Origin of the sequence: Thermocatellispora tengchongensis (genome assembly GCF_014202315.1) — a bacterium.
In the GTDB taxonomy this organism is placed as follows: domain Bacteria; phylum Actinomycetota; class Actinomycetes; order Streptosporangiales; family Streptosporangiaceae; genus Thermocatellispora; species Thermocatellispora tengchongensis.
Map to the genome: position 1 here is coordinate 252,050 of NZ_JACHGN010000005.1, position 19,643 is coordinate 271,692.

15 protein-coding genes and 1 pseudogene are annotated in these 19,643 nt (G+C 72.9%); 3 read left to right on the forward strand and 13 right to left on the reverse strand.

Annotated features, from left to right (window positions below; translation table 11 throughout):
- Positions 1–8: 8 nt before the first annotated feature.
- The gene (dnaG, locus tag HNP84_RS13275) at positions 9–1,898 is read right to left on the reverse strand and encodes a DNA primase (RefSeq protein WP_185049968.1); all 1,890 of its coding nucleotides are present in this window, start codon (positions 1,896–1,898) and stop codon (positions 9–11) included.
- Between the two features lie 147 nt (positions 1,899–2,045).
- Between dnaG and HNP84_RS13280 the strand changes: the two genes are divergently transcribed.
- Positions 2,046–2,948, forward strand: a complete 903-nt coding sequence (locus HNP84_RS13280; RefSeq protein ID WP_185049969.1) for a M23 family metallopeptidase — start codon at positions 2,046–2,048, stop codon at positions 2,946–2,948.
- A gap of 240 nt (positions 2,949–3,188) precedes the next feature.
- On the opposite strand, the gene HNP84_RS13285 is transcribed toward HNP84_RS13280, so the two are convergent.
- Complete coding sequence (locus tag HNP84_RS13285) at positions 3,189–4,457, reverse strand: deoxyguanosinetriphosphate triphosphohydrolase (protein WP_185049970.1); 1,269 nt, start codon at positions 4,455–4,457, stop codon at positions 3,189–3,191.
- Between the two features lie 72 nt (positions 4,458–4,529).
- Positions 4,530–7,181, reverse strand: coding sequence for a pyruvate, phosphate dikinase (ppdK, locus tag HNP84_RS13290; protein WP_185049971.1), 2,652 nt, complete (start codon positions 7,179–7,181; stop codon positions 4,530–4,532).
- 389 nt (positions 7,182–7,570) lie between these two features.
- Here ppdK and HNP84_RS13295 point away from each other — a divergent pair.
- A pseudogene (locus tag HNP84_RS13295) lies at positions 7,571–7,900 on the forward strand (GNAT family N-acetyltransferase); the annotation flags it as partial.
- A gap of 171 nt (positions 7,901–8,071) precedes the next feature.
- On the opposite strand, the gene HNP84_RS13300 reads toward HNP84_RS13295, so the two are convergent.
- The 10 genes from HNP84_RS13300 to HNP84_RS13345 all read right to left on the reverse strand — a co-directional run bounded on the left by HNP84_RS13300 (position 8,072) and on the right by HNP84_RS13345 (position 17,928).
- A complete protein-coding gene (locus HNP84_RS13300) occupies positions 8,072–9,325 on the reverse strand; it encodes a sensor histidine kinase (RefSeq protein ID WP_185049972.1) in 1,254 nt (417 codons plus the stop codon).
- 25 nt (positions 9,326–9,350) lie between these two features.
- Positions 9,351–10,022 carry a response regulator transcription factor gene (locus tag HNP84_RS13305; protein ID WP_185049973.1) on the reverse strand — a complete coding sequence of 224 codons (672 nt, stop codon included), beginning with the start codon at positions 10,020–10,022 and terminating at the stop codon, positions 9,351–9,353.
- A 48-nt stretch (positions 10,023–10,070) separates the two neighbouring features.
- Positions 10,071–10,988 carry a S1C family serine protease gene (locus HNP84_RS13310; protein ID WP_185049974.1) on the reverse strand — a complete coding sequence of 306 codons (918 nt, stop codon included), beginning with the start codon at positions 10,986–10,988 and terminating at the stop codon, positions 10,071–10,073.
- A 10-nt stretch (positions 10,989–10,998) separates the two neighbouring features.
- Positions 10,999–11,946 (reverse strand): VWA domain-containing protein, encoded by a 948-nt coding sequence (locus HNP84_RS13315; RefSeq protein WP_185049975.1) that lies wholly within the window; start codon positions 11,944–11,946, stop codon positions 10,999–11,001.
- Entirely contained in the window at positions 11,943–13,118 is a 1,176-nt protein-coding gene (locus HNP84_RS13320) for a DUF58 domain-containing protein (RefSeq protein ID WP_185049976.1), read from the reverse strand. The genes HNP84_RS13315 and HNP84_RS13320 overlap by 4 nt, the downstream gene beginning before the upstream one ends.
- On the reverse strand, positions 13,118–14,116 hold the full coding sequence (locus HNP84_RS13325) for an AAA family ATPase (protein ID WP_312924829.1): 999 nt from the start codon (positions 14,114–14,116) through the stop codon (positions 13,118–13,120). Before HNP84_RS13325 ends, HNP84_RS13320 begins: the two co-directional genes overlap by 1 nt.
- Positions 14,117–14,184: 68 nt before the next feature.
- Positions 14,185–14,358, reverse strand: coding sequence for a hypothetical protein (locus HNP84_RS52875; RefSeq protein ID WP_185049977.1), 174 nt, complete (start codon positions 14,356–14,358; stop codon positions 14,185–14,187).
- Between the two features lie 403 nt (positions 14,359–14,761).
- Positions 14,762–16,147 carry a glycine--tRNA ligase gene (locus HNP84_RS13335; protein WP_185049978.1) on the reverse strand — a complete coding sequence of 462 codons (1,386 nt, stop codon included), beginning with the start codon at positions 16,145–16,147 and terminating at the stop codon, positions 14,762–14,764.
- Positions 16,148–16,281: 134 nt separating this feature from the next.
- Positions 16,282–16,602 (reverse strand): antibiotic biosynthesis monooxygenase family protein, encoded by a 321-nt coding sequence (locus HNP84_RS13340; protein ID WP_185049979.1) that lies wholly within the window; start codon positions 16,600–16,602, stop codon positions 16,282–16,284.
- Between the two features lie 42 nt (positions 16,603–16,644).
- Positions 16,645–17,928: a BtrH N-terminal domain-containing protein gene (locus tag HNP84_RS13345; protein WP_185049980.1), complete on the reverse strand. Its 1,284-nt coding sequence runs from the start codon at positions 17,926–17,928 to the stop codon at positions 16,645–16,647.
- A 341-nt stretch (positions 17,929–18,269) separates the two neighbouring features.
- Here HNP84_RS13345 and HNP84_RS13350 point away from each other — a divergent pair, with 341 nt between their 5' ends.
- Positions 18,270–18,710 (forward strand): DUF6703 family protein, encoded by a 441-nt coding sequence (locus tag HNP84_RS13350; RefSeq protein ID WP_312924667.1) that lies wholly within the window; start codon positions 18,270–18,272, stop codon positions 18,708–18,710.
- The last annotated feature ends 933 nt before the right edge of the window (positions 18,711–19,643 follow it).

The following is a 19,643-nucleotide window of genomic DNA, read 5'->3' on the forward strand; positions in this document are numbered from 1 at the left end:
GGTGGGGGTCAGGGGGTGCCGGCGGCTCGTTCTCGTAGGAGGCGGCGTTGTTGTTCCAGGGCGACCAGCTCGCCGAACAGGCGGTTGTACTCCTGCACCTCGTCCACCGGGTTCAGGCGCTGGAGGCGGGCCTTGACCTGGGCTATGGCGCGGTCGGTGGAGATGGCCTCCAGGGCGGCCAGCATGGCGGCGCCGTAGCGTTCCTCGTTGTCCAGGTCGGCGCGGAGGGTTTCGACGGCCAGGCGGGTGATGAGCGGGCGCAGGTTCTCGGTGGCGCCGGCCAGGAGGCGGTCCACCCACTCGCGGCCTCCGGGGCCCGCGTGGGTGGTGCCGCCGGCGGCGAGGATCCAGGCGTACAGCTCCACGTGTTCGGGGGTGGTGAACGCCTGGGGGCCGACCGTGTCGAAGCCGGGGCCGAGGAGGGCGGGGCGCTGGATGGCCAGCTTGAGCACTTCGGCCTCGACGCGCTGGGCGGGGTCGGTGGGGTCGGGGCGGGGCTGGTCGGCGGGGCGGGCGCGGGACGGGGCGGGGGCCTGGCGGCGGGCGGGGCCCTGGGACTGGGGGGCGGAGGCGGCGGTGACCTCGGCGATGCGGTCCATGACCAGGCGCTCGTTCATGAAGCCGAGCCAGCGGTCCAGGTCGACGGCGTACATCTGGCGCAGCGCGCGGTCCTTGATGCCGGCGACGATGGGCGCGGCGGCGTCGAGCGCGGCCAGGCGGCCCTCGTTGGTGGACAGGTCGTAGCGGCCGATGACGCTGCGCACGGCGAAGGCGAACAGGGGCTCGCGGCTGGCGATCAGGTCGCGCACGGCGGCGTCGCCCTGCTTGACCCGCAGGTCGCACGGGTCGAGGCCGTCGGGCTGGACGGCGACGTAGGTCTGGGTGACGAACTTCTGCTCCTGGGTGAAGGCGCGCTGGGCCGCCTTCTGGCCGGCCGCGTCGCCGTCGAAGGTGAAGATGACCTCGCCGCGGAACTCGGCCTGGTCGAGCAGGAGCCGGCGCAGGATCTTGATGTGCTCCTCGCCGAAGGCGGTGCCGCAGGTGGCCACGGCGGTCGGCACGCCGGCGAGATGGCAGGCCATCACGTCGGTGTAGCCCTCGACGATCACGGCCTGGGAGCGCTTGGAGATCTCGCGCTTGGCGAGGTCGATGCCGTAGAGGACCTCACTCTTCTTGTAAAGCGGACTTTCGGGCGTGTTCAGGTATTTCGGCCCATCGTCGCTGTCCAGCAGCTTGCGGGCGCCGAACCCGATCACGTCGCCGGTGATGTCGCGGATCGGCCAGAGCAGGCGGCCGCGGAACCGGTCGATGGGGCCCCGGCGGCCCTCGCGGGCCAGGCCGCCCTTGATCAGCTCGGCGGCGGTGAAGCCGCGGCCCATCAGGTGGCGGGCGAGGCGGTCCCAGTCGGAGTGGGCGAAGCCCACGCCGAAGTGCTCGGCATCGACCCGCTCGAAGCCCCGCTCGGACAGGAAGCGGCGCGCGGGGGCCGCCTCGGGCGCGGAAAGCTGCTCGGCGTAGTACTCGGCCGCGGCCCGGTGGGCCTCCAGCAGGCGGGTGCGCTCGCCCTGCTCGCGCCCCGGGACGTACCCGCCCTGCTCGTAGCGGAGCTGGATGCCGGCCCGCTGCGCCAGGCGCTCGATGGCCTCGGAGAACGACAGGTGCTCCAGCCTGCGTACGAAGGTGATGACGTCGCCGCCCTCGCCGCAGCCGAAGCAGTACCAGTAGCCGCGGGCCGGGGTGACGTTGAAGGACGGGCTCTTCTCGTCGTGGAAGGGGCACAGCCCCTTGAGGTTGCCGCCGCCGGCGTTGCGCAACTGGACGTGCTCGCCCACGACGTCGGCGATCGGTGAGCGCTCGCGGACGAGCGCGATGTCGTCGTCACTGATGCGGCCTGCCACGTCGTGAGTCTATTGGCGGCGACGGACAGAACGCGCGGGGGTCGCCGGGTTCCCGATCGGTACCGGATTCTCGGAACACCTCATGACCAATGTGGAGGTCCGTTACAAAGGTAGCGGCGAATCTGGGACAGTACGCGGGTGGGAAGCATGCGATCGGGCTATCGGATCTGGCTGGCCGTCACGGCGGGTGTGGTGCTCACGGGCGGGTGCGGCTCGGTGAGCGGGGCGGCCGAGGTGACGACGCTGCCGCCCGCGCCCTCGCCCGACGTCTCCACCGCCCCCGCGCCCGGACGGATCGCGCCGACCGGCGCCGAGACGCCGCAGCCCGAGGAGACCGCCGCGGGCGAGGGGAGCGACGTGGAGCGCCCGCCCGGCACCGGGCCGGTGCAGGTGCCGCCGCCGAAGCTGTCGGAGCACACCTACACGTTCCCGGTCAAGGGGTGCAAGGTCAGCTATGCCCGCAAGCTGCTCGTGCTGCCCAAGACCACGATCTGGACGCGTCCCGGATGCTCGTTCGTCTCCCCCGTGGACGGCACCGTGGACGAGGTGCGCACCACTGACTCCTGGTCGCCGAGCACCGACCACGGCGCCGACCGCGAGGGCAGGTTCGTCACCGTGATCGGCGCCGACGGCGTGCGCTATCTCGGCGGCCACCTGGAGTCGGTGGCCGCGGGCATCGAACCGGGCAAGAAGGTCAAGGCGGGCCAGCTCCTCGGCACGATCGGCAACTCCGGCAACGCCCGCGCGACCGCGGCCAACCTGTACTTCGCGATCTCCTGGAAGGCCGACCCGGGCCTGTGGTGGGTGCGCCGCGGCATGGTGAAGCCGTGGGACTACCTCGACGCGTGGCGCAACGGCAACAAGACGCTCTCGCCCCGCGAGGAGACCCTGGCGCTGCGCCGCAAGGTGGGCGCCTCCCCGGCGTGCACGATCCTGTGCGCGTCGAAGTCGGTCACCCAGCCCAAGCCCTCGCCGACGCCGACCAGGAAGAAGCCGACCCAGCGCCCGCCGGACCCGCAGCCGACGGTGCTGGAGCCGATCGACAACTGAGCCGCGGCGAGGTCTCCAGCGGGACGGCCGGGCCGGCGGCTTCGCGGTGCCGCGCGGTCAGGCGCCTGACGCCGAAGGCGCGGCCGTTACGCATCCTTCCGCGCCCCCTCAGGGCCCGGACAGGCGGCCGTGACGCATCATCCTTCCGCCCCTCAGGGCGCGGACAGGCGGCCGTGACGCATCATCCTTCCGCCCCCTCAGGGCGCGGACAGGCGGCCGTGACGCATCCTTTCCGCGCCCTCAGCGCCCGGACAGGCGGGCGTGCCAGGAGATGGCGGAGGTGTCGGTGAGCGAGGCGATCTGATCCACGACCACGCGTACGCGGTCGGGGTCGCCGCCGGCCCGCTCGAACGCGGGCCGCAGTGCGGGCTCCAGCGTGTCGGGGGCGCCCCGCATGATCAGCTCGGCCAGCTCGGCGATCAGCTCGCGCTGCCGGGCCTGGTTGGCGTTGTGCTCGCTGCTGCACATGACGTAGTGGGCGGTGATCCCCTTGAGCAGCGCGCACTCCAGCCGGGCCGCCGCCGGGACCACCAGGTCGGCCTCGTAGCCCCGCGCCCCCGGCCCGTACGCCTCCAGGGTCGCCTCCTGCGCCGCGCGGCACAGCCGGCCGATCAGCGTGCTCGTCAGGGCCTTCAGCGCCGCCTGGGCGGCCAGGGAGCCGTCGAAGCGGCGCGGCCAGAACGGCTCGGCCACCAGCCGGGCGAGCAGCGACTCCAGCTCGGCCGGATCGGCGTCGGGCGCGTACCAGCCGATCGTGCGCTCGCACACCTCGGCCCGCTCGGACGGGGAGCGCAGCGCCTCCAGCGTGACGTGCCCGGAGTGCAGCGCGTCCTCCAGGTCGTGCACCGAGTACGCCACGTCGTCGGCCCAGTCCATCACCTGGGCCTCGAACCTGACCCGCCCGGGGGGCGCGCCGCGCCGCATCCAGCTGAAGACCGGCAGGTCGTCGGGGTACACGCCGTACGGGCCGCCCTCGCGCCCGTGCGCCGCGGCGTCGGGCGCCCCGCCCCGCGGCCAGGGGTACTTGGAGGCGGCGTCGAGCGAGGCCCGGGTCAGGTTGAGCCCGGCGCTGCGGCCGTCCTCGGTGACCACCTTGGCCTCCAGCCGGGTCAGCAGCCGCAGGCTCTGCGCGTTGCCCTCGAACCCGCCGCACGCCGCCGCCAGCCGGTTCAGCACGGTCTCGCCGTTGTGCCCGAACGGCGGGTGCCCCAGGTCGTGCGCCAGGCACGCGGTCTCGACCAGGTCGGGGTCGCAGCCGAGCGCCTTGCCCATCTCGCGCCCCACCTGGGCGCACTCCAGGGAGTGGGTCAGCCGGGTGCGCGGGATGTGCTGGCCGCTGCTCACCGTCTCGCCCGGCCCGACGACCTGGGTCTTGGCCGCGAGGCGGCGCAGGGCCGCGGAGTGCAGCACCCGGGCGCGGTCGCGCTCGAACGCGCCCCGCTCGGGGTTGCCGGGGGGTTCCGGCACCCAGCGCTGTTGATCGTGATCGTGCTCGCCGTGGTGTTCCATCTGAGGTGAAGACTATGCCCCGGCGAGCGCGTTCCACCCCCGGCGCGCGGGCCGGGGGTGGAACGCCCCACGTCAGCGGGTGTCGGAGCCGCCGAAAGTGAGCAGCGCGCGGGCCGCCTCAAGCCGGGCGACCGGGATGCGGAACGGGGAGCAGGAGACGTAGTCGAGCCCGATCTCGTGGCAGAAGTGCACCGAGTCGGGGTCGCCGCCGTGCTCGCCGCAGATGCCGAGCTTCAGGTCCGGCCGGACCGCCCGGCCCTCCTCCACGGCCAGCCGCATCAGCCTGCCGACGCCGTCGCGGTCGATCGTCTCGAAGGGCGAGACGCCGAACACCCCCAGCTCCAGGTACTTGGCGAAGAACGCCGCCTCCACGTCGTCGCGGGAGAAGCCCCAGGTCATCTGGGTCAGGTCGTTGGTGCCGAAGGAGAAGAACTCCGCCGCCTCGGCGATCTGGCCCGCGGTCAGCGCCGCCCTGGGCACCTCGATCATGGTGCCGATCAGCGCCTCGACGCCGGTCTCGCGCAGGATGGCCGCGGCCTCCTCGCGTACGGCCTCAAGCTCCTGCACCGCGCCCACCAGCGGGATCATGATCTCCGGACGCGGGTCGCCGCCCTGCTCCCTGCGCTCGCGCGCCGCCTCGGCGATGGCCCGCACCTGCATCGCGAACAGGCCCGGCACCACCAGCCCGAGGCGTACGCCGCGCAGGCCCAGCATCGGGTTCTGCTCGTGCAGCCGCTTGACCGCCTCCAGCAGCTTGGCGTCCTTCTCGGTGCCCTTGCCGGTCGCGACCTTGACCGCCAGCTCGACGTGGTCGGGCAGGAACTCGTGCAGCGGCGGGTCGATGAGCCGGATCGTGACCGGCAGCCCGTCCATCGCCTCCAGGATGCCGGTGAAGTCGGCCTTCTGCAGCGGCTCCAGCGCGTCCAGCGCCGCCTGCCGCTCCTCCTCGCCCTCGGCCAGGATCAGGTCCTCCACGAGCTGCCGGCGCTCGCCGAGGAACATGTGCTCCGTACGGCACAGGCCGATGCCCTGCGCGCCGAACCTGCGGGCCCGCGCGGCGTCCTCGGGGGTGTCGGCGTTGGCGTACACGCCCAGGGCGCGCACCGCGTCGGCGTGCGACATGATCCGGTGCACGGCCCGGACCAGGTCGTCGCCGCCGGCCTCGCGCTCGCCCTCGAAGTACCGCACCACCGGCGAGTCGGCCACCGGCACCTCGCCCAGGTAGACGGCGCCGCTGGTGCCGTCGATGGAGATGACGTCGCCCTCACGCACCACGACGCCGCCCGGCGCGGTGAACCTGCGCTCGGCCGGGGAGACCTCCAGCTCCTCCGCGCCGCAGACGCAGGTCTTGCCCATGCCCCGGGCGACCACCGCGGCGTGCGAGGTCTTGCCGCCGCGCGAGGTCAGCACGCCCCTGGCGGCGATCATGCCGGCCAGGTCGTCGGGGTTGGTCTCGCGGCGGACCAGGATGACGTCCTCGCCCCGCTCGGCCAGTTCGACCGCGCGCTCGGAGGAGAACACCGCCTGGCCCACGGCCGCGCCCGGGGAGGCGTTCATGCCGGTCGCGATGCGCTTCTTGGCGGCCTTGTCGTCGAAGCGGGGGAACATGAGCTGGGCGAGCTGGTCGCCGGTGACCCGCTGGACGGCCTCGTCCATGTCGATCAGGCCCTGGTCCACGAGCTGGGTGGCGATGCGGAAGGCGGCCCCGGCCGTGCGCTTGCCGACCCGGGTCTGCAGCATCCACAGCTTGCCACGCTCGATGGTGAACTCGATGTCGCACAGGTCGCGGTAGTGGTTCTCCAGCGTCTCCATGATGCCCAGGAGCTCGCGGTACGCCTCGGGGTGGATCTTCTCCAGGTCCTGGAGCGGCACCGTGTTGCGGATGCCGGCCACGACGTCCTCGCCCTGCGCGTTCTGCAGGTAGTCGCCGTACACGCCCTGGTGGCCGCTGCCCGGGTCGCGGGTGAAGGCGACGCCGGTGCCGGAGTCCATGCCGCAGTTGCCGAACACCATGGCCACGACGTTCACGGCCGTGCCCAGGTCGGCCGGGATGCGCTCCTGGCGGCGGTACAGGACCGCGCGGGGCGCGTTCCACGACTCGAACACCGCCTTGATCGCCAGTTCCATCTGCTCGCGCGGGTCGGCGGGGAACTCCCTGCCGGTCTCCTCCCGCACGATCCCCTTGTACGTCTCGACCAGCCGCTGCAGTTCCTCCGGCGTGAGGTCGTAGTCCTGGCGGGCGCCCTTGAGGTCGTCGAGCGCGTGCTCGAAGCGATCGCCGTCGATGCCGAGCACCGTCTTGCCGAACATCTGGATGAGGCGGCGGTAGGAGTCCCAGGCGAACCGCTCGTTGCCGCCCGCCTGCTTGGCCAGGCCGTGGACCGACTCGTCGTTGAGGCCGATGTTGAGGACGGTCTCCATCATGCCGGGCATGGAGAACTTCGCGCCGGACCGTACGCTGACGAGCAGCGGGTCGTCGGCCTGCCCGAGCCGCCGCCCCATGGTCTTCTCCAGCGCGCCCAGGTGCTCGCCGATCTCGCGGTCCAGCCCCTCGGGGGTGCGGCCGTCGGCGAGGTACGCCCGGCACGCCTCGGTCGTGATCGTGAAGCCGGGTGGCACGGGCAGCCCGAGATTGGTCATCTCGGCGAGGTTCGCGCCCTTGCCGCCGAGGAGGTCTTTGAGGTCCTTGTTGCCCTCGGTGAAATCGTAAACGAACTTGGCCACGGCTGCTCCTTCTCCGACCTCAATGAAACGCCAGGATCCCGCCTCACCGTTGACTGTACCGATGAAGAACATGATGAAACGGCACCCCGCCCAGCGCAAGGCATAAGAGCAGGTCAGGTGGCTTGACGCGGTCTAATCCATTTTCTTGGCACACGTTCCGGAGGGTTCCGGGAAATTGGTTTACACCAATTGGTGTAAACCAATTTCGGGGGCGTTCCCACCCCTCACGGCGAGGGCCGTACGGCGGTGATCCGGATTACGCCCCGGTCCCTTTTCCGGCGTGCCGGGCCCGCGCGCCCCGCCCGCGCGTGAGGCAGGATGTGACGGTGATCACCATCGAGACCCCGCGGCTTCTCCTGCGCGGGTGGCGCGAGGAGGACGTCGCCCCCATGGCCGCCATCAACGGCGACCCCGAGGTCATGCGGCACATCGGCGACGGCTCGACGGTGGACGAGGAACACACCCGTGCCGCCGTCAAGCGGCTGGGCGAACTGTGGGACAAGGAGGGCTTCACCCTGTTCGCCGTGGAAGTCCGCGAGACCGGCGAGCTCGCCGGCTTCACCGGCCTGGGCATCCCCGCCTTCCTCCCCGAGATCCTCCCCGCCGTCGAGATCGGCTGGCGTCTGGGCCGTCCCTTCTGGGGTCGCGGGCTGGCCACCGAGGCCGCCCGCGCCGCGATGCGCTTCGGCTTCCGCGACCGCGGCCTCGACCGCGTCGTCAGCATCGCGCAGACCGCGAACCCGGCGTCCATCCGGGTCATGGCCAAGCTCGGGATGCGCCTCGACCGCAGGACCACCGATCCGGGCAGCGGGCGTCCGATCGAGGTCCACGCGATCACCCGCGACGAGTACGCCCGCCTGGACCCCCCCGGCCTGAGGGGCGCGCGGGCGTCAGCGTCCGCGGCGGGGCGTTTCGGCGAGGGGCTGGGCGGCCGGCTCCAAGGGGTTGTCGTCGGGGGCGTGGGTGGGGTTGGCGCCCCGGGCCGGGAGCCAGAGGACGAAGGTGCTGCCGCTGCCGAGTTTGGAGAACAGCCGCACCTGGCCGCCGTGGGATTCCACGATCTGGCGCACGATGGCCAGGCCCAGGCCGGTGTGGCGGTCGCGGGAGGACGGCGTGGTGTGGGCCGGGGCGCGCCAGAAGCGGTCGAAGACCCTGGGCTGGTCGTCCTCGGCGAGGCCGGGGCCGGCGTCGCGGACGGCTATCCAGAGCCAGCCCTGGCGGCGGCCTGCGGCCACGGCCACCGAGCTGCCGGGGGGCGCCAGGCGTACGGCGTTGGACAGCAGGTTGCCGACGGCGCGGCGGAGGGCGTCGGGGTCGCCGATGGCGATCAGGCCGGTGGGAAGGCGGCGGGTGATCTCCAGGGCGCGTTCGGCGGCCAGGGTGGTGAACTCGTCGCAGGCTTCGGCCGCGACCACGCCCACGTCCATGTCGGCGTCGGCCAGGGCGGGGGCCGCGCGTCTGGCGGTGGCCAGGAGGTCCTCCACCAGGCGGGTCATCCGGGTGGTGGCGCGGTCCACGATGTCGGCGGCGCGCATCCGCTCGGCCTCGGTGCTCTCGGGGGAGCTGAGCACGGCGTCCACGTTGGCCCTGATGATGGCCAGCGGGGTGCGCAGCTCGTGCGAGGCGTCGTCGATGAGCTGGCGCTGGGCGCGGAAGCCGTCCTCCAGGCGGTCCAGCATGGTGTCCACGGTGTCGGCCAGGTCGCGCAGCTCGTCCTTGGGGCCCTGCAGCCGGATGCGCCGCGACAGGTCGGTGGCCTGGATCTCGGCGGCGGTGCGGGTGATGGAGCGTACGGGGCGCAGCACCCGGCCGCTGAGCACCCAGCCGATGCCCAGGCTGGCCACGAACAGGCCGCCCAGGGTGTAGCCGGAGTAGCGCAGCAGGCGGCTCTGGGACTTCAGGTTGACCAGGTTCTCGACCTCTTCGATCAGCACGACCTGCTGCTTGCCCAGGACCTCGCCGCGCTTGTTGACGACCTCCACGTACTCCTTGGTGTAGGGCCGGTCCTCGGAGTTGGCGCGCAGCGAGAGGTAGATGACGCCGAGCACGGTGGCGGCCAGCACGAACAGCAGGCCCGTGTACAGGACGGTGAGGCGGAACCGGATCGTCTGGGCGAACGGCGGCAGCCACGGCAGACGGCTCACGGTCGCTCCTCGGGGCGGCGCTCGTTCACACCCGTTCCTTCAGGCGGTACCCCCGGCTGATCACGGTCTCGATGACGCCTTCGCTGCCGAGCTTGCGGCGCAGGTTGCCGACGGTGACCCGGACGGTGTTGGTGAAGGGGTCGGTGTGCTCGTCCCAGACGTGCTCCAGCAGCTCCTCGGTGGAGACGACGTGCCCGGGGCGGGTCATCAGGTAGTGCAGGACGCCGAACTCCTTGGGCGTGAGGGAGAGCTGGCGTCCGTCGCGGTAGGCCTCCACCCTGGCCGTGTCGAGCCGCAGATCGCCGACCTCCAGGACGGCGGTGCCGGCCGGGGAGTCGCGGCGCAGCAGGGCGCGTACGCGGGCCAGCAGCTCGGGGAAGGCGAAGGGCTTGACGAGGTAGTCGTCGGCGCCCTCGTCGAGCCCCTTCACCCGGTCGTCCAGGCGGTCGCGCGCGGTCACCATGATGATCCGCACGGCGCTGCCGCCCTCGGCGCGGCGTACGGCGCGGCACAGCTCGAAGCCGTCGCCGCCGGGCAGGTTCAAGTCGAGCAGCACGAGATCGTAGGAGTTGACGTGCAGCTTCTCCTCGGCCTCGGCCACGTCGTAGGCGACATCGACGGCGTAACCGGCCCGGACCAGGCCGACGCGGAGCGCGTCGACGAGGTCCTCCTCATCCTCGACCACCAATAGGCGCATGTCTCGAACCTATTTCCGATCCGGCGGGATTCATAATTCCGCCGCCACCTAGTTTCTGATGATGCGTTCCGCCACGTCGGCGGCGCGGTCGATGGGGATGGCGAAGCCGATGCCGATCGAGCCGCCGCCGCGCCGTGACAGGATCGCGGTGTTCACCCCGATCACCTCGCCGCGGGCGTTGACGAGCGGCCCGCCGGAGTTGCCGGGGTTGATGGAGGCGTCGGTCTGCAGGGCGGTCAGCCCGGCGCCGGAGCCGCCGAAGGGCACCTCCCGATCGACCGCGCTGACGATGCCGGACGTCACGGTGCCCTGGAGACCGAGCGGGGAGCCGATGGCCAGCACCTGGTCCCCGACCGCCACGTCGGCCGAGCGGCCGAGCACGGCGGGCGTCAGGGCCGTGGCGTCCCGGACGGCGAGGACGGCCAGGTCGTTGGTCTCGTCGGAGCCGACGACCTCGGCCGAGGCGCGGCGCCCGTCGTCGAACACCACCGACACCTGCGTACGCCCGTCCACGACGTGCGCGTTGGTCAGGATGTGCCCGGTGGCGTCGATCACGAATCCGGAGCCGTTGCCGCCACCGGTCTCCACCGACACGACGCTGGGCAGCACCTGGGCGGCGATGCCGCTCAGGCCCCCGGGCACGGTCACCGGGCCGGCGGTGGACCGGGGCAGCGCCACGGGGGCGGCGCGCTGGGGCTCGGCGCCCAGCCTCGCCCCGGCGACCCCCGCCCCGCCGCCGACGACCGCGGCCACGAGGGCCGCGGTCAGCAGGACCCGGCCCCTGCGGGGGGCCGCGACCGGCGCGGCGGGCGCGGGCCCCACGCCGGCCCCGGGTGGCGGCGCGGCGGGGGGCGCGGACGCGCCGGGCAGGAAGTCGGGGCCGCGGGGGCGGCCCAGGCCGAGTGCGCCGCCCCGCGCCGCCGCGTCGTCGTCGTACGCGGTCCTGTGGTTCGTCGTGTTCACCATGGTCTGCCCCCTAGGGAATCCGCGAGAACCACAACATCGAGGTGCCCGCGGCCAGGACTGCGCCGATCAGGGCGAGCCCGACGAACCACGGCCAGATCTCCTGCCGTTCCATCTGGTAGCCCACGGAGGTCCCGATGTCGTCGTACACGGCCTGGAGCTCGTCGCCGGACGCGGCCTCGTAGAAGCCGCCGCCTGTGGAGTCGGCCAGGCTCTTCAGCGCGGGCCCGTCCACCGGCACGGGGACGGTCCTGCCGCTGAGCTCGATCACGCCCTCCTCGGTGCCGTACGCGATCGTGGTGACGGGCACCCGGCGCGTGCCGGCCTCGGTGGCGGCCTCGGGGACGTCCCTGCCGGTGGTGTTGGAGCCGTCGGACAGCAGCACGATGTGCGCGGGCGGCGGCTCCTCGTCCGCCTGGGCGTCCAGGGTGCTGATCGCCTGCAGCGAGGAGAAGACGGCCTCCCCGATGGCGGTGCCGGAGTCGGTCTCCAGCCGGTCGATGGCGTTGAGCACCGCGTTGCGGTCGGTGGTGGGCGCCACGGTCACCGCCGCCGTCGATGAGAACGCCACCAGGCCGAGGTTGAACCGAGGGGGCAGGTCCCGTACGAACTGGCGCGCGGCGTTCTGCGCGGCGGCGAACCGGTTGGGGGCCACGTCGGTGGCCCGCATGGAGGCGGACACGTCGAACGCGACCATGATCGTCGCTCGCTCGCGCGGAACGCGCACCTCGGCGGTCGGCCGCGCGTACCCGACCACGAGCAGCACGAGCATGACCCCGAACAGCGCCGCCGGCACGTGCCGCCGCCAGCCGGGCCCTTTGGGCGCCACCTTGTCCAGCAGGTCCAGGTTCGTGAAGCGTACGGCGTACTGGCTGCGCCGTAGATGCATGACCACATAGACGATCGCGATCGCGAGTACCGGAATGAGCAACAGGAGCCAGACGGGGGACAGGAAGGTCATGCCGCGTCACCTCCCGTGCCCCTTCCGGCCGCGCCGGGCGCCGGGGCCGGACTGGAGAACGGGGCCGGGCTGGAGAACGGGGCCGCAGCGGAGACGCCGGGTGCCGGGGCCGCACTGGAGACGCCGGGCGCCGGGGCCATGCCGGCGGGCCGGGACGCGCCGGGCGCGCCGGCGCGCGGGGCCGGGGCGGCCCTGGCCAGGCGGCGCTGGGCCAGGACGTGCATGACCAGGTCCTTGACCCAGTCGCGGTCGGTGCGCAGCCGCAGGTGGGCGGCGCCGCTGCGGCGCAGGGCCGCCCCGATCGCGCCGCGCTGCTCGGCCGCCGCCGCGGCGTAACGCTCGCGCAGCCGGGCGCTGGCGGTGGAGATCTCCCTGCGCCGCCCGGTCTCGGGGTCGATCAGCGTCAGCACGCCCACGTCGGGCAGGGTCAGCTCGCGCGGGTCCACGACCTCGACGGCGAGCACCTGGTGCCGTACGGCCAGGCGCCGCATCGGCCGCTCCCAGGTGCCGGGGTCGTCCAGGAAGTCCGAGACCACCACGACCAGGCCGCGCCGCCGCAGGGTGCGGGCGAGTTGGTCGGCGTGCTCGCCGAGCGGGCGGGGCCGCTCGCCGGCGGGCGTGCGCGGGAGCGCGAACATCGCGTGCAGCAGCGCCATCAGGTGCGGGCGCCCGGTGCGCGCGGGCAGCCGGCGTACGCCGGTGCCGTGCAGGATGTGCGCGCCGATCCGGTTGCCGGTGCGCTCGGTCAGGAAGCCCACGGCCGCCACCGCGGCCAGGGCCAGCTCGCGCTTTTCCATCTGGCCGGTGCCGAAGTCCATGCTGGCGCTGGCGTCGAGCAGCGCCCAGGTCTCCAGCTCGCGGTCGGCGATCACGTCCCGCACGTACGGGTCGTGGGAGCGCGCGGTGACGTTCCAGTCCATCCGCCGTACGTCGTCGCCGTCCTCGTACGGCCGCGCCTCCGCCGGCTCGCTGCCGGGGCCTGGCATCAGGCCCAGGTGCTCGCCCTGGAGCAGTCCGTCGAGCCGGCGCACGATGGTCAGCTCCAGCCGGCGCAGCGCGGCCTCGGAGACGCCCGCGTCGCGCACGGAGCGGATCGCCGCCCCCCGGTCAGGGGCATGGCCGGCCTTGCCCGGCTTATCGGGCTTGGCGGGCCTGCCGGGCTTGTGCCACATCAAGCCGCCGCCTCTCTCCTGTTCGGGGCGATCACGGGCACGGGCACGGCGGCGAGCACCCGCGCGACCACGTCCCTGGGCCGGATGCCGTCGGCCAGGCCGTCGAAGGACAGCACGAGCCGGTGGGCCATCACGTCGGGCGCGAGGTCCCGGACGTCTTCGGGCAGGACGTACTCGCGCCCGCGCAGCAGTGCCAGCGCCCGCGCCGCCGCGACCAGGCCGAGCGTGGCCCTGGGGCTGGCGCCGAAGGCCAGCATCCCGGCCACGTCGGGGATGCCGTATCGTTCCGGCTCCCGGGTCGCGTAGACCAGCCGGACGACGTACTCCGCGACGGCGTGGTGCACGAACACCCGCTCGGCCGCACGCTGGAGCTCCAGCAGGTCGGCGGGGTCCAGGATGCGCTGCGCCTCCGGCGGGTCCACGCTCATCCGGTACAGGATCGCCAGCTCCTCCGACTCGGTGGGGTAACCGACGTCCACCTTCAGCAGGAAGCGGTCCCGCTGCGCCTCGGGCAGGTGGTACACGCCCTCCGACTCGATCGGGTTCTGCGTGGCCAGCACCAGGAACGGCGTGGGCACCGGGTGGGTCTGCCCGCCGATGCTGACCTGCCGCTCGGCCATGACCTCCAGCAGCGCCGACTGCACCTTGGCCGGCGCCCGGTTGATCTCGTCGGCGAGCACGATGTTGGCCATGATCGGGCCGAGCTGGATGTCGAAGCTCTCCTGCGACGGCCGGTAGATCCTGGTGCCCACGATGTCGGCGGGCACCAGGTCCGGGGTGAACTGGATGCGCGCGAAGGAGCCGCCGACGACCGCGGCCAGGGTCTCGGCCGCCAGCGTCTTGGCGATGCCGGGCACGCCTTCGAGCAGGCAGTGCCCGCGGGCCAGGACCGCGACGAGCAGCCGCTCGACCATGTGGTCCTGCCCCACGATCACCCGCTTGACCTCGAACAGCGCACGCTCCAGCCGTTCGGCCGGCCCGGGGCCGCGGGTGCTCACCTCCTGCGTGTACGCCCGCTGTTCCCCCGCCTCGTAGCGGTCGAGCGCCTCGTACGGGTCGAGCTCCGTCACGGCGCTACCGCCCCCGACAGGTATTCGCACTCGTCCACGACAAGACGCAGGGTGACATCGTCCGCCGCGGGGTCGGGGTCCGCGAAGGCGGCGCTCCCCGTCGCGAAGAACGCACCGCCGCTCAGGGCCAGAACGCCCACGACGGACCTCCAGCGTGATGTGCGTGCCATGGGTAGGTTCTCCGTATCCTCGATGGGTTCTCTGGGCGCCCTCGCACGGCCGGCTGCGGCCGGGCGAACGCCCCCATAGGACCATGTACGGGACCTATCTGAGCAACAACCCCCGAAAACCGGCGTAAGGGAGAGGTTTATCCAACCTTTCGCGGCTCATCCGGATACCGGGGTTCATCTGCGCTTTCGCCGGGCGGCACCGACATTCGCCCCCATGACGCCCTTCCCGCGTCACCTCACGGAAAAGGGCGTACTCGATCCACCGAGGAGATCACCTTCGCCGCGCCACGGGAGGCAGGGCTGACCGGGCGGCACAACACGACCAGGCCGCCTCCGCTACGGCGTACGAGCGGATGACGGCCTGGTTCGGCGCTCACCTGGCCTTGACCCAAGGCCAGGTGGATCAGTCGTTGAGGTGCTGGCGCAGGTAACCCTCGACCTGATCCAGCGCGATGCGCTCCTGCCGCATGCTGTCGCGCTCGCGCACCGTCACCGCCTGGTCCTCAAGGGTGTCGAAGTCGATCGTGACGCAGAACGGCGTGCCGATCTCGTCCTGGCGGCGGTAGCGGCGGCCGATCGCGCCGGCGTCGTCGAACTCGACGTTCCACCTGCGGCGGAGCTGCGCGGCCAGGTCGCGGGCCTTGGGCGAGAGGTCGGCGTTGCGCGACAGCGGCAGCACGGCCACCTTGACCGGCGCCAGCCGGTGGTCCAGCCGCATCACGGTGCGCTTTTCCATCTGGCCCTTGGCGTTGGGCGCCTCGTCCTCGGTGTAGGCGTCGAGCAGGAAGGTCAGCGTGGCGCGATCGACACCGGCCGCGGGCTCGATGACGTACGGGACGTAGCGCTCGCCGGTGTCCTGCTCGAAGAACGACAGGTCGGTGCCGGACGCCTTGCTGTGCGCGGTCAGGTCGAAGTCGGTGCGGTTGGCGATGCCCTCCAGCTCACCCCACTCGCCGCCGGTGAAGTTGAAGCGGTACTCGATGTCCACCGTGCGCTTGGAGTAGTGGGACAGCTTCTCCTTGGGGTGCTCGTAGAGCCGGAGGTTGTCCTTGTTGATGCCCAGGTCGGCGTACCAGCGGAACCGCTCGTCGATCCAGTACTGGTGCCACTCCTCGTCGGTGCCCGGCTTGACGAAGAACTCCATCTCCATCTGCTCGAACTCGCGGGTGCGGAAGATGAAGTTGCCCGGCGTGATCTCGTTGCGGAAGGACTTGCCGATCTGGCCGATGCCGAACGGGATCTTCTTGCGCGCCGACTGCTGCACGTTGAGGTAGTTGATGAAGATGCCCTGCGCGGTCTCGGGACGCAGGTAGGCCAGGCCCGACTCGTCCTCGACCGGGCCGAGGAAGGTCTTCAGCAGGCCGCTGAACTGCCGGGGCTGGGTGAAGGCGCCCTTGTTGCCGCAGTTGGGGCAGGTGATGTCGGCCAGGCCCTGGGCCGGCGGGCGGCCGTGCTTGTCCTCGTACGCCTCCACCAGGTGGTCGGCGCGGAAGCGCTTGTGGCACGACTGGCACTCGGTCAGCGGGTCGGTGAAGGTCTCGACGTGGCCGCTGGCCTCCCACACCTCGCGGGCCAGGATCACGCACGAGTCGAGGCCCACGACGTCCTCACGGGCCTGGACCATGGCCTTCCACCACTGCCGCTTGACGTTGTTCTTCAGCTCGACGCCGAGCGGGCCGTAGTCCCACGACGCCCGCAGACCGCCGTAGATCTCGCTCGACGGGTATACGAGCCCGCGGCGCTTGGCGAGGCTGACGATGGTGTCCATGACGTCGGTTCGGCGTGCCATAGGGAAGGTCTCCATCCGGCTGGAGGTCGGCGAGGATTCGGTGCCGGCGTCGGCTCGGACACCGGACTTGATGAGCTCCCAGCTTAGGGGACTTCGGACGCGCTTCGCGCGCGCATAACGCTCCCCCGGCGGTCTCAGGGGGATTCATCCCCTTTCTCGCCCGCGTTCTCACCCCCGGGGACGGCGTAGACCTCCTCGAAGGCGCTCGGCTCGTTCAGCATCAGGGTCATGAGCGGGTACATCGCCATCCGGGCCGCCGACAGGGCCCGCCGGTAGAACCCGGCGCCCTCCCACTCGCTCACCAGCGCCCACACGCCGGGCTCGTCCACCGAGCGCCCCACCCGGCCACGCAGGTAGCCGGGCTGGGCGGCGAAGGTGTCCAGGATGCCGCCGGCATCCTCGGCGAAGGCCGGCGCGCGGTCCTCGGGCACGGTGAAGCGGATGATGGCAAGCACCGGCCCAGCATGCCAGAGCGCGCGCCGGCCCCGCGGCGGGGGTCAGACCAGGGCGCGCAGCCGGGCCACGGCCTCCGTCTCGGCCTCGTGGACGGCGTGCAGGCGGGCCGAGAGGTCCTCGAACAGCGGGCCGGGGTCGCCGAGCGGGAAGCGCACGTCGTACTCGGCCCGCGCCGCCCACAGCTCCCCGGCCGCCTCCTCGATCTCGGCGGCGCCCGCGGTGCCCTCGGCGTGCAGCGTCTCCCTGACGGCCGCGGTCAGCTCGCGCAGCCGGGCGAACTCCGGCACGTCCGCGGGCAGCGCGGCCTCGGCCAGGTCGTGCCACATCGCGTCCACGCCGCGCCACTCCGCGGCCCGCTCCTTCAGCTCCGGTACGCCGAGCGGCTCGGCGGCCGCCTCCAGCGCGTCGCCGAACAGGCCGCGCAGGTTCCCGCCGTCGGCGCCGACCGGCTCCACGCCCTCCCAGACCGCCAGCAGCGCCCCGGCGAGCCCGCGCCCGTCGGCGAACACGGCCGGCCACGCCTTGGCGTTGCGGGTGTCGGTCATGAGCCGGGCCCACTTGCGCCAGGCGGGCAGCGAGAAGGAGTCGGACGGCTTGGAGAGCTGCCCGACACACTCGCCCAGGCCCTCGCGCAGGGCGCGTACCAGGGTCTCCTCGGCGACGGGCGTCGGATCGGGCACCACGTGCAGCACGTTCTTGTACGACGAGACGCGGGCGCGGGCGGCGTCCAGCCGCTCCTGCGGCACCAGCAGCGGCGCGAGCCCGCGGTCGTCGAGCCGCACCACGCCGTCCTCGCGGCGGTAGGCGATCACCGGGTGCCCGCCGTGCCCGTCGAGGTGCGCGGGCAGCCCCCACAGCCCGAGGTGGTAGCGGTCGGGCAGGATCACGCACGGCCGCCCGGCGTCCAGCTCGGCGGCCAGCCGCGCCGCCGCGCCCTTGGCGCCCGCGGTGCTGTGCGTCTCGTACCGGACGCCGAGCCTGCCCAGCGTCTTGTCCATCCACGCGATCGGGTACTGCCACTGGTTGCGGAACCCGAGCGTGAGGTGGCGGCTGTCGTGCCGCTTGAACTCCCACAGGATGTACCCGGCCCCGATGCCGCCCCCGGCCAGGAACACCAGCGGCTCGGCGACCTCCGCCCCGCCGTTGCCCAGAACGGACGCGATCACCGCCGACCCGGCGTGCACACCCCCGTGGAACCGCCACGCACCATCACGGGGCCCGGCGACACCGGCCCCGGCCACATGGCGTCGCGCGGCGGTGTAGCTCTCGCCGGTCTTGGCCATACGGGCACGGATGCGGGCCTTGAGCTGCTTCTTGCTGGTCATCGTTCGTGACTCCACGCGCGGCGGACCCCGGCGCCCGGCCCACGCCCGCGGCTCCGGCCGCCGCTCGTCGTGCGCGCGTACGTGACCCGACCGCGCTCCCGAGGCGCACAGGTCCCCTTTGCCTCCACAGGCGGCGGGCCGCGTGGGGACCCGCATCGGAGGTTGGGCGCGAGAGCAACGCCGCGACCACACCCTAGCCCCCACACCTCCCCCGGTCCACCCCCCGCCCCCCGACCCCAGGCAGGACCCCACCCCACCCCGGGACCGGGAACAGACCACCGAACCCGGCCCGGGAGCCGTGATGTTGGCCTGGGAACGGGGGCGGGCGTTAGGCTCGGGGCGTGGCTCGACAGCGCGATTCCCGCTCCCCTGCCGCACGACGGGCGCCGGCGCACCCGCTCGCCCGCAACGCCGGGGCGGGCGGCGGAGCGGGGCCGAGGCGGGGCGGCGGCACGAGGCGGCCCCTGCCCCCGGGCGAGCAGTTCTTCACGCCCAGCGCGACGGGCCTGCGCAAGGAGCTGGAGCGCCGCAGCGCGGCCCCGCTGGTGTTCCTGTTCCAGTTGCCCCGCTGGATCCTGCCCGTCGTCCTGGTCGTGCTGCTCCTGGTCGGCTTCGCGGTCCCGTCGTGGCCGGGCGGGCTGGCGGCGCTGGCGGTGCTCGCCTTCGTGGCGTGGCTGGCGTACATGTCGTGGCCGTCCCTCGGCCTGAAGGGCCGCCTGCTGCGCGTGGCGGCGGCCGCCTTCCTCATCCTGCTGGTCCTCGACCGTTTCGGCGCCTTCTGAGCCGTCGCCTTCTGAGCCGTCGCCTTCTGAGCCGTCGCGGCAGCAGACCGGCGAGCACCCGGGGCTGAACCTTGTGCGGCACCACGGCCTCCTCGCCCACGGGCACGTCCAGCACCACCCCCGGCATCCCCTCCGCCCGGCTCGTCAGGGTGCGCAGATCGCCCGCCACCACCAGCGTCGCCTCCCCGTCGCGAGGCACCCGCGCAGCCATCGCCGCGTCCCATACCGATCACCCATGGGCACCACCGCCGCCCCTTGAGCCTGATCAAGCCCCGCAAACCCGTCAAGCCACACGGGAATCAACCGGAGTGCCGCGCGGCTGAAGGGGGCATGGGGCACAGGGGGAAGGACGACAGCGGGCGCCCTGACCGACGTGCCCCTGAGCGCGAGCCCGGAGGCATGCGGTCGTGGGCGCACCGGGAGCGGGGCGGTGCCGCAGTGCGGGGCGAGGATGTCAGCGAAGCCGGGCGAGGGGCGTCGCAGAGCGCATGCACTGCCGCTCCCGGACCGAGCGGACGCCACATCGAGCCGGGCACCGTCCATGACCGTGCTCGGCTGGGCGACGCGCCGGGCGACGCCGCCCCAAAGGGCCCGCTCCGGACGGACGCCTCATCGGGGCGAACGCCGTCTCTCGCCCGCCCCTCACAGGAGCTGCACGCCGCCCCACCAGAGGCCGGGGCCCGTTGCCCGGCCCGAACGGGCGCCGCATCGAAGCGCCGTCCGCCCCGCACCTGGGCCGGCGGCGCGTCAGGGCGGCATCACGACAAGCACTTACGCCGGCTCCCGCCTTGGGCGGGAACCGCATCCCGCCTCTCACCCCGTTCTCGGCCCATCGGAGCGTCGCCACGACCCGAGATGGGCGCCGCGCGCGAGAGCGCGTCCGGCCGAGCGCCGGATCCGGGCCCGCGCTTTGCGGGGCGGCGCCACGGCAAG